This window comes from Pseudomonas sp. SMSB3, assembly GCF_052041965.1.
Lineage (GTDB): Bacteria > Pseudomonadota > Gammaproteobacteria > Pseudomonadales > Pseudomonadaceae > Aquipseudomonas.
In genome coordinates this window covers 13,369-25,938 of the sequence record NZ_JBKGGV010000008.1, presented here as the reverse complement: position 1 = coordinate 25,938, position 12,570 = coordinate 13,369, and the positions used below count along the sequence as shown (strand labels likewise).

10 protein-coding genes are annotated in these 12,570 nt (G+C 64.0%); 7 read left to right on the top strand and 3 right to left on the bottom strand.

Annotated features, from left to right (window positions below; translation table 11 throughout):
- Positions 1 to 49 precede the first annotated feature (49 nt).
- Both tal and dusA read right to left on the bottom strand, forming a co-directional pair.
- Positions 50 to 976, bottom strand: a complete 927-nt coding sequence (gene tal / locus ACLEJW_RS14400; protein ID WP_440777785.1) for a transaldolase — start codon at positions 974 to 976, stop codon at positions 50 to 52.
- A gap of 184 nt (positions 977 to 1,160) precedes the next feature.
- Positions 1,161 to 2,213, bottom strand: coding sequence for a tRNA dihydrouridine(20/20a) synthase DusA (gene dusA / locus ACLEJW_RS14395; RefSeq protein WP_409520684.1), 1,053 nt, complete (start codon positions 2,211 to 2,213; stop codon positions 1,161 to 1,163).
- 387 nt (positions 2,214 to 2,600) lie between these two features.
- On the opposite strand from dusA, the gene trbK reads away from it, so the two are divergent.
- From trbK to ACLEJW_RS14360, 7 genes are all read left to right on the top strand, one after another.
- Positions 2,601 to 2,843: an entry exclusion lipoprotein TrbK gene (trbK, locus tag ACLEJW_RS14390; protein ID WP_145181932.1), complete on the top strand. Its 243-nt coding sequence runs from the start codon at positions 2,601 to 2,603 to the stop codon at positions 2,841 to 2,843.
- A gap of 335 nt (positions 2,844 to 3,178) precedes the next feature.
- Complete coding sequence (locus tag ACLEJW_RS14385; RefSeq protein WP_313302079.1) at positions 3,179 to 3,778, top strand: DUF2491 family protein; 600 nt, start codon at positions 3,179 to 3,181, stop codon at positions 3,776 to 3,778.
- A gap of 231 nt (positions 3,779 to 4,009) precedes the next feature.
- Complete coding sequence (locus ACLEJW_RS14380) at positions 4,010 to 4,492, top strand: formate dehydrogenase subunit gamma (RefSeq protein WP_313302076.1); 483 nt, start codon at positions 4,010 to 4,012, stop codon at positions 4,490 to 4,492.
- Positions 4,486 to 6,045, top strand: coding sequence for a formate dehydrogenase beta subunit (locus tag ACLEJW_RS14375; RefSeq protein WP_313459512.1), 1,560 nt, complete (start codon positions 4,486 to 4,488; stop codon positions 6,043 to 6,045). The genes ACLEJW_RS14380 and ACLEJW_RS14375 overlap by 7 nt, the downstream gene beginning before the upstream one ends.
- Entirely contained in the window at positions 6,045 to 8,915 is a 2,871-nt protein-coding gene (gene fdhF / locus ACLEJW_RS14370; RefSeq protein WP_313302071.1) for a formate dehydrogenase subunit alpha, read from the top strand. The genes ACLEJW_RS14375 and fdhF overlap by 1 nt, the downstream gene beginning before the upstream one ends.
- Positions 8,912 to 9,115, top strand: a complete 204-nt coding sequence (locus ACLEJW_RS14365) for a formate dehydrogenase subunit delta (RefSeq protein WP_145181946.1) — start codon at positions 8,912 to 8,914, stop codon at positions 9,113 to 9,115. Before fdhF ends, ACLEJW_RS14365 begins: the two co-directional genes overlap by 4 nt.
- A gap of 128 nt (positions 9,116 to 9,243) precedes the next feature.
- Positions 9,244 to 11,049, top strand: a complete 1,806-nt coding sequence (locus ACLEJW_RS14360) for an ABC transporter ATP-binding protein/permease (protein ID WP_440777784.1) — start codon at positions 9,244 to 9,246, stop codon at positions 11,047 to 11,049.
- Positions 11,050 to 11,093: 44 nt separating this feature from the next.
- Here the strand turns inward: ACLEJW_RS14360 and ACLEJW_RS14355 are convergent, their stop codons facing one another.
- Positions 11,094 to 12,377, bottom strand: coding sequence for an arsenic transporter (locus ACLEJW_RS14355; protein ID WP_145181952.1), 1,284 nt, complete (start codon positions 12,375 to 12,377; stop codon positions 11,094 to 11,096).
- Between the last annotated feature and the right edge of the window lie 193 nt (positions 12,378 to 12,570).

Here is a 12,570-nt window from a genome sequence, read left to right as displayed (position 1 = left end):
GGCGGAAAATGCTGAACATTTTCCGCCCGTCTGGCAAACCACAGATGTATCAGCCTTTTTCGGCCATGACTTTTTCCAGCTTCTCCTGGTCGCGCGCGAACTGGCGGATGCCTTCGGCGAGCTTCTCGGTGGCCATGGCATCTTCGTTCATTGCCCAGCGGAACTGGCTTTCATTGAGGACGTGCTTGGGCTCGCCGGCACTACCAGGTTTGAGCACCTGCGGCAGTTCACCCTGGTCATTGCTCAGCTTGTCGAGCAGATCCGGGCTGATGGTCAGGCGGTCGCAGCCGGCCAACTGCTCAATCTGGCCAACATTGCGGAAGCTGGCGCCCATGACCACGGTGTCGTAGCCATTGGCTTTGTAGTAGTTGTAAATGCGCGTTACCGACTGCACGCCTGGATCGTCGGCGCCGACGTAATCCTGACCGGTGCTTTTCTTGTACCAGTCATAGATGCGGCCCACGAACGGCGAGATGAGGAATACGCCAGCATCGGCACAGGCCTGGGCCTGGGCGAAGGAGAACAACAGGGTGAGGTTGGTCTGGATGCCTTCTTTCTCCAGCTTTTCAGCGGCGCGGATGCCTTCCCAGGTCGAGGCCAGCTTGATCAGCACGCGGTCCTTCGACACGCCACCGGCTTCGTACAGATCGATCAGCTGGCGAGCTTTGGCGAGCAGCGCGGGTTCGTCGAAGGACAGTCGCGCATCCACCTCGGTGGAGATGCGGCCGGGAATGACCTTGAGGATGCCCGACCCTACCGCCACGGAAAATTTATCGCAGGCCAGATCGACATTGCCCTTCGCCTCGCTCTTGACCTGCTTGAGCAGGTCGGCGTAACCGGCAATGTCGGCGGCTTTGAGCAGCAACGACGGGTTGGTGGTGGCATCGACCGGCTTGAGGCGGGTGATGGCATCCAGGTCCCCGGTGTCGGCGACCACGGTGGTGAACTGCTTGAGTTGTTCCAGCTTGGAGGTCATGGCGTGCTCTGTCCTGTGCATTTACTCGACATTACCCGAGGCCCGACGGCCGCTCAAGAGGGCGGTCAGGCGAGGGGTTCTGCCAATGGTGAGGATTCGAGTCAGCTGGGGTGCCGAGGTTCCATGAGCCGAGCAGACATTACCGGCGGGCACCCGCAAAGCCGGGCGCTGGGTACCGCTTGATCTAGCGTCCTTCCATCAACAGCGCCGCTTGATCGAACACCTTCAGTGGATCTGCCGCTTTGTGAATGTCGGCCGACAACAACTGACGGAACCGCCGCGCCCCAGGGAAGCCCTGGCCAAGCCCCAGGATGTGCCGGGTGATGTGATGCATCGCGCCGCCGTTTTCCATATGCGTGACGATGTAAGGCCGCAACTGCGCCAGCGCTTCGCTGCGCGAGACTACAGGCGCCAGGCTGCCGAACAGCTGCTGGTCGACCTCAGCCAGCAGGTAGGGATTGTGATACGCCTCACGCCCGAGCATCACGCCATCGAAGCTTTGCAGGTGCGTCTGGCACGCGTCCAGCGTCTTGATCCCGCCATTGAGCACGATCTCCAAATCCGGGAAGTCTGCTTTGAGCTGCGCGGCGATGTCGTAGCGCAGTGGCGGAATTTCACGGTTTTCCTTCGGCGACAGCCCCTCGAGGATCGCAATCCGTGCATGCACGGTGAAGCTGCGGCAGCCCGCGTCACGCACCTGGCCGACGAAATCGCACAGCTCGGCATAACTGTCGCGGCCGTTGATGCCGATTCGATGCTTGACCGTCACCGGCGTCGCCACCGCATCCAGCATGGCCTTCACGCAGTCCGCGACCAACCCCGGGTGGGCCATCAGGCAGGCACCGATCATGTTGTTCTGCACCCGATCGCTCGGACAGCCGACGTTGAGGTTGACTTCGTCATACCCCGCCGCCTCGGCCAGCTTGGCGCAGGCGGCCAGGTCGGCCGGTACACTTCCGCCGAGCTGCAGGGCCAGCGGGTGCTCGGCGATGTCGTGGCGCAGGAAACGCTCGGCATCGTTGTGCAGCAGCGCGCCGGTGGTGACCATCTCGGTGTAGAGCAGGGTGTGCTTGGAGAGCAGGCGCAGGAAGAACCGGCAGTGGCGGTCGGTCCAGTCCATCATGGGTGCAACGCTGAAGCGACGGGAGGGCTCAGGGCGGGTGATTGCCGCTTCGGGGCGTGATTGTGCAGTGATTTCGTTCAACGTTTTCTGTACCGATTTACGGGCGTAGGGCATTTTTACCAAGCGCTTTGGCAGCTTGTACCCATCGAACCAGACTGGGTACCAATGTTCATCACAGCGATCGGACTGAGCATGCAGGCGGCGTGCTTCATCAGCAGCGCAGCTTGGATCCGTATCAACTGCCATAAGGCGACAGTCTACCAAGAGAGCCACAGGTTCGCCCGTAAACAGGCTGCGGCGGGGAAGATCTGGATGAGTACCGGGAGGCGGGTGGGCCGAAGGCCAGAAGCGGCTAGCTGGAGTGCGCTCGACCCAATCGGTATGATGCCGGCGGGGTCTGAGACCCCTGTAAACTGCGAGGCGCGACGGGGCGAAAGCTCCTGTCACTCGCGCCTAGATGATCAGAGTACTGGATTGCTCTGAGTGATGAATGAGGATGTTATGAAGCCTATCGTACAAATTTCCGCAGCCATTATCCTGGCGTGTAGCGTGTCGGCCAATGCCGATGAGAAAGTACCTGCCCCGAACGAGAAAAATTGCTCAGGCAGCACCTACGAACAAATCCTGGCCAGTCTTTCCAAGGAATCTGATCGTAATGAGTTTGTTCATTACTGCGAGGGTTTTCATCAGGCCAGGAAGCACACAGAGTGGAAATTCGAGAAGAGCCCACCGGACGATTTCTGAGCCCTGATGTGAGGGAGGGGTTGGCTTGCGGACTTGAATGCAACGCGCTGTAGCGATACGCGTTGACCAATTTGCCGATTAGCGCCACCGAGAGCGCAAGGCTTGTCAGCTGCAAGGTGCGTGACTACACACGCATGCAGATCCTGACAACGTCCTTGCGCTGGGCTGACCAGGCAACCCTGATGCAAGTGCCGTGTGCGCTCGACTGCTCCCATACCGACAACTTTTCACAGCTCGCCAACGAAATTCAGTAAAACATTCAACATTGGCTCCGCCCCTGAAAGCCGTTAAGGTGTCGCCCCCAGCAAGGATCGCTGCGACCTCAGGGAGTTTTCATGTCGCTTTCCATCTCGGCCAGTGCGCCGTTCAATTTGCGCAGTGGCGCAATCTTCGCGCCTGCCCAGGCGCTGCCCGCTCAGCTCGATGGCTATTCCCAGCTGCAAGTTCCTGGCGCTGAAACCGTATGGGCGACCGGCGAAGTGGACCTCGGCCAATCGCTGCGTCTGCTGCGTTACTACCTCGACGATGAGGACTATTGGCTGCAAGTATTGATGCAAGGCGAGCAGCCCGGCGACACGGTGCTATTCGGCTATCACAGCGCCCTTGCCGTGCAGGATCAGGCGCATGTGCAGGCACTGATCGGTGCCGGCTCGCAGATTGGCTTGCCGATCTGCGAGCACGATGGCTATCTGTATTCCCGGCAATGGTGCCAGGGGCAGGGGCAGGCGGATTGGGTCGCGCTGCACGAGCAGGTGAAAAGCCCCGACGGGCGTTATGGCATTGCGCACCAGTCGATGTTGTATGCGCGTGACACCGGGCTGCTCGAGCGTCGCGAATTCGTGCTGTATTCCCTCGAGCAGGACGAGCAAGGGGCGATGACCTTCACCACCTCGCTTGGCGTGACGCTGTTTCCTACAGATTTCCAGGTAAGCTGACCGCAGGTCGGTTTCAGAATGCGCCTGGTCGTTCGCATGCAACCGAATACCCCCACAAATGCCATGCTTGATGGATGCCCATGAGCGCCGTGCGCGCAGACGCACGCCCATCGGCAAGGAGGTGCCCGTGCCCACGACGCCGTGACGTGGCCGGTGTGCCGCAGCAGAACACGCCGGATACCTGCCCTCAACAACAATTCAGGCAGGGTCCGTGATGCCGAGGTCCGCTGTATGCCTGATGAACTGCTTCACCTGCCCGTCGTCCAGAGTATCCTGGCTCGCGAGAAGGATACCCCCGGCGCGTTGCTGCCGATCCTTCATGCGATCCAGGACGCCATCGGCTTCATTCCAGAGGCCGCTGTCGCGGACATCGCCCACGCCCTGAACCTCAGCCTTGCCGAAGTGCATGGCGTGATCAGCTTCTACCATGATTTTCGCACCGCACCGCCTGCTCGCCACACCCTGCGCCTGTGCCGTGCCGAGTCGTGCCAGAGCCGCGGCAGCGAGGCGTTGGCCGCGCAGCTGCGCGAACACTTGGCGCTGGACGACCACGGTACCAGCGCCGACGGTGCGATCAGCCTGCGCCCGGTCTACTGCCTGGGCGCCTGCGCCTGCTCGCCGGCCCTGGAGCTGGACGGCCAGGTGCATGCGCGCCTGACCCCGGAACGCTTGCGCGCGCTGGTCTCTGGCTGCCTGGAGGGTGAAACATGCTGAAGCTGTACATTCCCTGCGACTCGGTCGCCCGGGCCGTCGGCGCCGATCAGGTGGCCGACGCGCTGCGGCTCGAAGCTGAGCGCCGGCAGTTGCCCCTGGACATCCAGCGCACCAGTTCGCGCGGGCTCTACTGGCTCGAGCCGCTGGTGGAGTGTGACGGTGCCAGCGGACGGCTGGGCTTCGGCCCGCTTACCGCTGCAGACGTGCCTTCACTGCTCGATGCCTTGACCACTGAGCCTGCCAGCCATGCGCTGGCCCTCGGGCCGGTGGAGCAGATGCCTTATCTCAAATCCCAGCAGCGCCTGCTGTTCGCCCGCGCCGGCATTACCCGGCCGTTGTCGCTGGACGATTACCGCGCCCATGGCGGCTTCGAAGGCTTGCAGCAGGCCGTGGCGCTGGCCGGTGCCGAGGTGGTCGCCGCCGTGCTCGACTCCGGCCTGCGCGGGCGCGGCGGTGCGGCGTTTCCTGCTGGCATCAAGTGGCGCACCGTGCGCGACGCCGGGGCAGGGCAGAAGTACGTGGTGTGCAACGCCGATGAAGGCGATTCCGGCACCTTCGCCGACCGCATGCTCATGGAGGGCGACCCTTTCCTGCTGATCGAAGGCATGATCATCGCCGGTCTGGCTGTGGGCGCAGACACCGGCTACATCTACGTGCGCTCGGAGTACCCGGACGCCATTCGCGTGCTCGATCAAGCGTTGGCCATCGCCCGTGAGGCCGGTTACCTGGGCAGCAACGTCGCCGGCAGCGGCCTGGCCTTCGACCTGCACGTGCGGGTCGGGGCAGGGGCCTACATCTGCGGCGAGGAAACCGCCCTGCTCGAGTCGCTCGAAGGCAAGCGCGGCATCGTCCGCGCCAAGCCGCCGCTGCCTGCGTTACAGGGCCTGTTCGGCCTGCCGACGCTGGTGCACAACGTGCTGACCCTGGCTTCGGTACCGATCATCCTGGCCAAGGGCGCGGCCTATTACCGCGATTTCGGCATGGGCCGCTCGTTAGGCACCATGCCGTTCCAGCTAGCCGGCAACATTCGCCACGGTGGCCTGGTGGAGCGGGCCTTCGGCCTGACCCTGCGGGAGCTGGTCGAAGGCTACGGCGGCGGCACCGCCAGCGGCCGGCCACTGAAGGCCGCCCAGGTCGGTGGCCCGCTGGGGGCCTGGGTGCCACCGAGCCATTTCGATACACCGCTGGACTACGAGGCCTTCGCCGCCATGGGCGCGATGCTCGGCCATGGTGGCGTGGTGGTCGCAGATGACACCCTGAACATGGCCAGCATGGCGCGCTTCGCCTTGCAGTTCTGCGCCGAGGAGTCGTGTGGCAAGTGCACGCCGTGCCGCATCGGCTCGACCCGCGGCATGGAGGTGGTCGACCGCTTGATCGCCAGCAGCGATTTCACCGAGCGGCATGACCAGGCCCTGCTGCTGCGCGACCTGTGCGACACCATGCAGTACGGCTCGTTGTGCGCCATGGGCGGCATGACGGCCTACCCCGTGGCCAGTGCGCTCAAATATTTCCCCGCCGATTTCGGGCTGACCACCACGGAGGCCGCGCAGTGATGATCAATTACTTCGATCCGCAAACCGATCTTGGCACCCCTGCCCGCGACAGCGATGTGCAGGTCAGCCTGAACATCGATGGCCGCAGCATCAGCGTACCGGCCGGCACCTCGGTGATGCGTGCCGCCGCGCTGCTTGGCACCAGCATTCCCAAGCTGTGCGCCACCGACAGCCTCGAGGCGTTCGGCTCGTGCCGCATGTGCATGGTGGAAATCGAGGGCATGCGCGGGTACCCGGCTTCCTGCACCACGCCGGTCAGCGAAGGCATGGTCGTGCGCACGCAGACCTCGCGCCTGGCCGACCTGCGCCGCAACGTCATGGAGCTGTATATCTCCGATCACCCGCTGGATTGTCTGACCTGCTCGGCCAACGGCAACTGCGAGCTGCAGACGGTGGCCGGCCAGGTGGGCCTGCGTGAAGTGCGCTACGGCTACGACGGCGCCAATCACCTGGCCGAGCACAAGGACGTTTCCAACCCGTATTTCGACTATGAACCGAGCAAGTGCATCGTCTGCAGCCGCTGCGTGCGCGCTTGCGAAGATATCCAAGGCACTTTCGCCCTGACCATCACCGGGCGCGGCTTCGAGTCGCGGGTGGCGGCGGCTGGCGGCGATGACTTCCTGAGTTCCGAATGTGTGTCGTGCGGCGCCTGCGTGCAGGCGTGCCCGACTGCCACGCTCACGGAAAAGAGCCTGGTGCAGATCGGCCAGCCCGAGCGTGCAGTGATCACCACCTGCGCCTATTGCGGGGTCGGCTGCTCGTTCCGCGCCGAGATGAAGGGCGACCAGCTGGTGCGCATGGTCCCGGACAAAAATGGCGGGGCCAACCATGGCCACGCGTGCGTTAAGGGGCGATTCGCCTGGGGCTATGCGACGCACCCGGACCGCATCACCAAGCCGATGATCCGCAAGCGCCTGGAAGACCCGTGGCAAGAGGTCAGCTGGGACGAGGCGGTGGCCTACGCCGCCAGCGAGCTGCGCCGCATCCAGCTCAAGTACGGGCGCGACGCCATCGGTGGCATCACCTCCAGCCGCTGCACCAACGAGGAAGCCTACCTGGTGCAGAAGCTGGTGCGCACGGCGTTCGGCAACAACAACGTCGATACCTGCGCGCGGGTATGCCATTCGCCGACCGGCTATGGCCTGAAGCAGACCTTGGGTGAATCCGCCGGCACCCAGAGCTTCGATTCGGTGATGCACGCGGACGTGATTCTGGTGATCGGCGCCAACCCCACCGACGCTCACCCGGTGTTCGGCTCACAGCTCAAACGCCGCCTGCGCCAAGGCGCCCGGCTGATCGTCATCGACCCACGGCGCATCGACCTGGTCGACTCGCCCCATGCCCGCGCCGAGCTGCACCTGCAATTGCGGCCCGGCACCAACGTGGCCATGCTCAACGCCCTGGCCCATGTGATCGTCACCGAAGGCTTGCTGGCCCAGTCGTTCATCGATGCGCGCTGCGAGACCGAAGCCTTCGCCCGCTGGCGCGAGTTCGTCAGCCTGGCTGACAATGCGCCCGAGGTACTGGCGCCGGTCTGCGGCGTACCTGCCGAGCAGATTCGCGCCGCTGCCAGGCTCTACGCCACGGGTGGCAACGCGGCGATCTACTATGGTTTGGGTGTTACCGAACACAGCCAGGGCAGTACCGCAGTGATGGGCATCGCCAACCTGGCGATGGCCACCGGCAACATCGGCCGCGAAGGCGTAGGGGTCAACCCGCTGCGGGGGCAAAACAACGTGCAGGGCTCCTGCGACATGGGGTCATTCCCGCACGAGCTGCCAGGCTACCGGCATATTTCCAACGAAAGCGTTCGCGCCGAGTTCGAGCAGGCCTGGGGCGTCACCCTGCAACCGGATCCGGGCCTGCGCATCCCCAACATGTTCGAAGCGGCGCTCGATGGCAGCTTCAAGGCGCTGTACTGCCAGGGCGAGGACATCGCCCAGAGCGACCCCAACACCCAGCACGTGACCGCAGCCCTGCTGGCGATGGAATGCGTGGTAGTGCAGGACATCTTCCTCAACGAAACCGCCAAGTTCGCCCACGTGTTCCTGCCGGGCAGCTCGTTCCTGGAGAAGGACGGCACCTTCACCAACGCCGAACGGCGCATCTCGCGGGTGCGCAAGGTCATGGAGCCGCTGGCAGGCAAGGCGGACTGGGAAGCCACGGTGGCGTTGGCCAATGCCTTGGGCTACCCGATGAGCTACCGGCATCCGTCCGAAATCATGGACGAGATCGCACGCCTGACGCCGAGCTTCCACCGCGTCAGCTACGCCGAGCTCGAGCGCAATGGCAGCTTGCAATGGCCGTGCAACGAAGCCTCGCCCGACGGCACCCCGACCATGCACATCGAGCAGTTCGTGCGCGGCAAGGGGCGCTTCATGCTGACCGGCTACGTCCCCACCGACGAGAAGGTCAACAGCCGCTACCCGTTGCTGTTGACCACCGGGCGCATCCTCAGCCAGTACAACGTCGGCGCGCAGACCCGGCGCACCGGCAACACCGCCTGGCATGACGCCGACCGCCTGGAAATCCACCCAAGCGACGCCGAGAGCCGCGGCGTTCAGGACGGCGATTGGGTCGGCATTGGCAGCCGCGCCGGGCAGACGGTACTGCGCGCCAAGGTCAGCGCGCGGGTAGCGCCCGGGGTGGTGTATACCACCTTCCACTTCCCCGAGTCCGGGGCCAACGTGATCACCACCGACAACTCTGACTGGGCCACCAACTGCCCGGAATACAAGGTCACTGCGGTGGAGGTGGTCAAGGTGTTCCATCCGTCCGAATGGCAGAAGCGCTACCAGGACTTCAGTGACGAACAGCGACGCTTGCTCAAGGAGCGTCGCACCGCGGAAAAAGCCGAGGTACGCCGATGAGCAGCGACAATCTGGTCAAGATGGCCAATCAGATCGCCCACTATTTCGACAGCGAGCCGGACCGGGCGCTGGCGGTGCAGGGGGTGCGCCAGCACCTGCAGAGTTTCTGGACGCCGGCGATGCGCCGCCAGCTGGGCGAGTGGATGGCCGAGCACGGCGAGCAGGCGGTGGATGGCAAAGTGGTGGAGGCGCTTGGCTGATGCGCTGGTCTGCCGGCCCTGGGCACCACGCCGGGGCCGGTAGCGCAACATGAAATGTCCGTCATGTATGCCGGGCGACGGATTGCGCAGTGCTACGCTCGCGCAATCAGTCGTCACGGATACTCGCTATGAACATGAACTGGCACCAGGCCTTGCAGCAAAGCCTGAGCTGGCTTGCCATCGCTTCGCTCATCACCCTGGTCGGTTTTCTCGCCGCCGCCACCTTGGCTGTGCGCTACACGCAGTGGGGCCGCCAGTTCTGGCAACTGGCCGGGCCGTACTTCACCTTCAGGCGCAGTTGGCGTCCGCTGTTGGTGTTCGCTCTGCTGCTGGTGCTGACGCTGGTCTCGGTGCGCATGAACGTGCTGTTCTCGTTTTGGTACAACGGTTTCTACAGTGCGCTGCAGGCGCTCGACCAAACCGCGTTCTGGTACCTGCTCGGGGTGTTCGCGGTGCTGGCCACGGTGCACGTGTTGCGCTCATTGTTCAGCTTCTATGTGACCCAGGCGTTCAGCATTCGCTGGCGGGTGTGGCTGACCGAGCGCCTGACCGGCCAGTGGCTTGCAGACGATGCCTACTACCGCGGCCGCTTTCTCGCAGAGCCGGTGGACAACCCTGACCAGCGTATCGAACTGGACGTCAACGCCTTCGTCTCCACCTCCGTGTCCCTGGCCTTGGGTGCGGTCGGGGCGCTGGTATCGCTGGTGGCCTTCACCGGCATTCTCTGGGGTTTGTCAGCGCCGCTGGCGGTGGCGGGGCATGAAATTCCGCGGGCTATGGTGTTTGCCGTTTACATCTATGTGCTGATCGCGACCTGGATCGCCTTTCGCCTGGGTCAGCCGTTGATTCGCCTGAATTTTCTCAATGAAAAACTCACCGCCAATTTCCGTTATGCGCTTATGCGCCTGCGCGAGAACGCCGAGAACATCGCCTTCTACCAGGGGGCGCCGGTGGAGCGGGCGACCCTGCTCGGGCGCTTCGCCGCGCTGATCGGCAACGTCTGGGCGCTGGTGTTTCGTAACCTCAAGTTCAGCGGCTTCAACCTGGGCGTCAGCCAGGTGGCCGTGGTGTTTCCCTTCATGCTACAGGCGCCGCGCTTTTTCAGCGGAGCGATCAAGCTCGGCGATGTGATGCAGACCTCCCAGGCCTTCGGCCAGGTGCAGGATTCGCTATCGTTCTTCCGTGAGTCCTACGACACCTTCGCCCAGTACCGCGCCACCCTCGATCGCTTGACCGGTTTCATGGACGCCAACCAGTTGGCCAGCGCCTTGCCGCGGGTCGACACCCAGGCACAAGCGCAGGGGTTGGACATCGTTGGCCTGCAGGTCAGGCGTCCAGACGGCCATGCCTTGATCACCGGCCTCGACCTGCGTTTGCACGCAGGCCAGGCGCTGCTGATCAAAGGCCCATCGGGCAGTGGCAAGACCACCCTGCTACGCGCTCTGGCCGGGCTTTGGCCGTACGCCGAGGGCACGGTACAGCGCCCTGCGGGTACCCAAGCGTTGTTTTTGGCGCAACGTCCCTACCTGCCATTGGGCGACCTGAGCGCAGCCATTGCCTACCCAGCCGACAGTCAGGCGGGGGATCAAGCGCGCATGCAGCAGGCATTGCGTGCGGTCAACCTCGCGCACCTGGCGGATCGGCTGAGCGTCGACGGTGATTGGTCGAGCATTCTGTCGGTGGGTGAGCAGCAGCGCCTGGCGTTCGCCCGGGTGCTCTACAACCGGCCGCAGGTGGTGTTTCTCGACGAGTCCACATCGGCCATGGACGAGGGGCTGGAACAGGCAATGTACGAATTGCTGCGCCATGAGCTGCCAGACACCTTGCTGGTGAGCGTCGGCCACCGCAGCACCTTGGCCCGCTTGCATACCCATAAGCTGGAGGTGAACGGGCAGGGTGGCTGGGTGCTGCGTCAGCAGGAGGTATTGGCCTAACGTCTTCGAAGGCTGTGCCGGGTTGTCCAGCGGCCCGGACTAGCCTACATGCTCAACCGCAACGCCAATGCCGCCAAGGTCACCAGCAACACCGGCACGGTCAGCAACACGCCGACCTTGAAGTAGTAGCCCCAGCCAATCGTCACCCCTTTGCGCGCCAGCACATGCAGCCACAACAAGGTGGCCAGGCTGCCGATCGGGGTGATTTTCGGGCCGAGGTCGCAGCCGATCACATTGGCGTAGATCATGGCCTCGCGCACCACCCCCTGCGCTTCGCTGGCGTGGATCGACAAGGCGCCGATCAGCACGCTGGGCAGGTTGTTCATCACGGAGGACAACAGCGCGGCGATCACTCCGGTCCCCAGCGACGCCGCCCATACGCCCTGGCCGGCGAGGGTGTTCAGCACGCCGGTCAGCGAGTCCGTCAGGCCGGCGTTGCGCAGCCCGTAGACCACCAGGTACATGCCCAGCGAAAACACCACGATGTGCCAGGGTGCCTCGCGCATCACCCGACCGGTCTTGATCACCCGGCCCCGCGCGGCGACCGCGAACAACACCAGCGCGCCGGCAGCGGACACGGCGCTGACCGGAATGCCCAGGGGCTCCAGGACGAACAGGCCAGCCAGCAAGCCCAGCAACACCAGCCAGCCGACCCGGAAAGTGGCGCGGTCGCGGATCGCCAGGGCCGGCAGCTTCAGTGCCTGCAGCGGGTAGCGGGCAGGAATGTCGCGGCGAAAGTACACCCACAGCACCAGCAACGTGGCGGCCACGGCGACCAGGTTGACCGGCACCATCACCGCTGCGTAGGCGTTGAAGCCCAAGCCGAAGTAATCCGCCGAAACGATGTTCACCAGGTTCGAAACCACCAGCGGCAGGCTCGCGGTATCGGCGATGAAGCCTGCGGCCATGACGAAGGCCAGCGTCGCAGCCGGGGTGAAACGCAGGGCCAGCAGCATCGACATGACGATCGGGGTGAGGATCAGCGCCGCCCCGTCATTGGCGAACAGCGCCGAGACTGCCGCGCCCAGCAGCACCATGAAGGCGAACAGACGCCGGCCATTGCCACCCGCCCAGCGCGCCACGTGCAACGCGGCCCACTCGAAAAAGCCTGCTTCATCGAGCAGCAGGCTGATGACGATCAGGGCGATGAAGGTGCCGGTGGCGTTCCAGATGATTGCCCAGACCGTGGGGATGTCGCTCAGCGACACCACGCCGAACAACAGCGCCAGCACCGCCCCCAGGGTGGCGCTCCAGCCGACCCCGAGGCCCTTGGGCTGCCAGATGACCAGGGTCAAGGTGAACAGGAAGATCAGGGCGGCAGGCAGCATGGGGTGGGCGACTCTCGGCAAGTGGAGGGGCAGAGGTGACTGTAGACGGCGGCGACCAGCGCGGCGTTCCCTGGCACGCCTGACGAGCGTCGCTGACCTGCGCAAAGCTTGGTTACAAACATGTAAAGTTCGTAAATAAGATTTAAACCCATTTGAGAATCTTTATATTTCCCATCCCTGGAAGCCTCAGCCT

What these genes read in the sequence shown, in the direction of transcription:
- tal (WP_440777785.1), bottom strand. Translation starts at nt 976, where the DNA reads ATGACCTCCAAGCTGGAACAACTCAAGCAGTTCACCACCGTGGTCGCC.
- dusA (WP_409520684.1), bottom strand. Translation starts at nt 2,213, where the DNA reads ATGCCCTACGCCCGTAAATCGGTACAGAAAACGTTGAACGAAATCACT.
- trbK (WP_145181932.1), top strand. Translation starts at nt 2,601, where the DNA reads ATGAAGCCTATCGTACAAATTTCCGCAGCCATTATCCTGGCGTGTAGC.
- ACLEJW_RS14385 (WP_313302079.1), top strand. Translation starts at nt 3,179, where the DNA reads ATGTCGCTTTCCATCTCGGCCAGTGCGCCGTTCAATTTGCGCAGTGGC.
- ACLEJW_RS14380 (WP_313302076.1), top strand. Translation starts at nt 4,010, where the DNA reads ATGCCTGATGAACTGCTTCACCTGCCCGTCGTCCAGAGTATCCTGGCT.
- ACLEJW_RS14375 (WP_313459512.1), top strand. Translation starts at nt 4,486, where the DNA reads ATGCTGAAGCTGTACATTCCCTGCGACTCGGTCGCCCGGGCCGTCGGC.
- fdhF (WP_313302071.1), top strand. Translation starts at nt 6,045, where the DNA reads ATGATCAATTACTTCGATCCGCAAACCGATCTTGGCACCCCTGCCCGC.
- ACLEJW_RS14365 (WP_145181946.1), top strand. Translation starts at nt 8,912, where the DNA reads ATGAGCAGCGACAATCTGGTCAAGATGGCCAATCAGATCGCCCACTAT.
- ACLEJW_RS14360 (WP_440777784.1), top strand. Translation starts at nt 9,244, where the DNA reads ATGAACATGAACTGGCACCAGGCCTTGCAGCAAAGCCTGAGCTGGCTT.
- ACLEJW_RS14355 (WP_145181952.1), bottom strand. Translation starts at nt 12,377, where the DNA reads ATGCTGCCTGCCGCCCTGATCTTCCTGTTCACCTTGACCCTGGTCATC.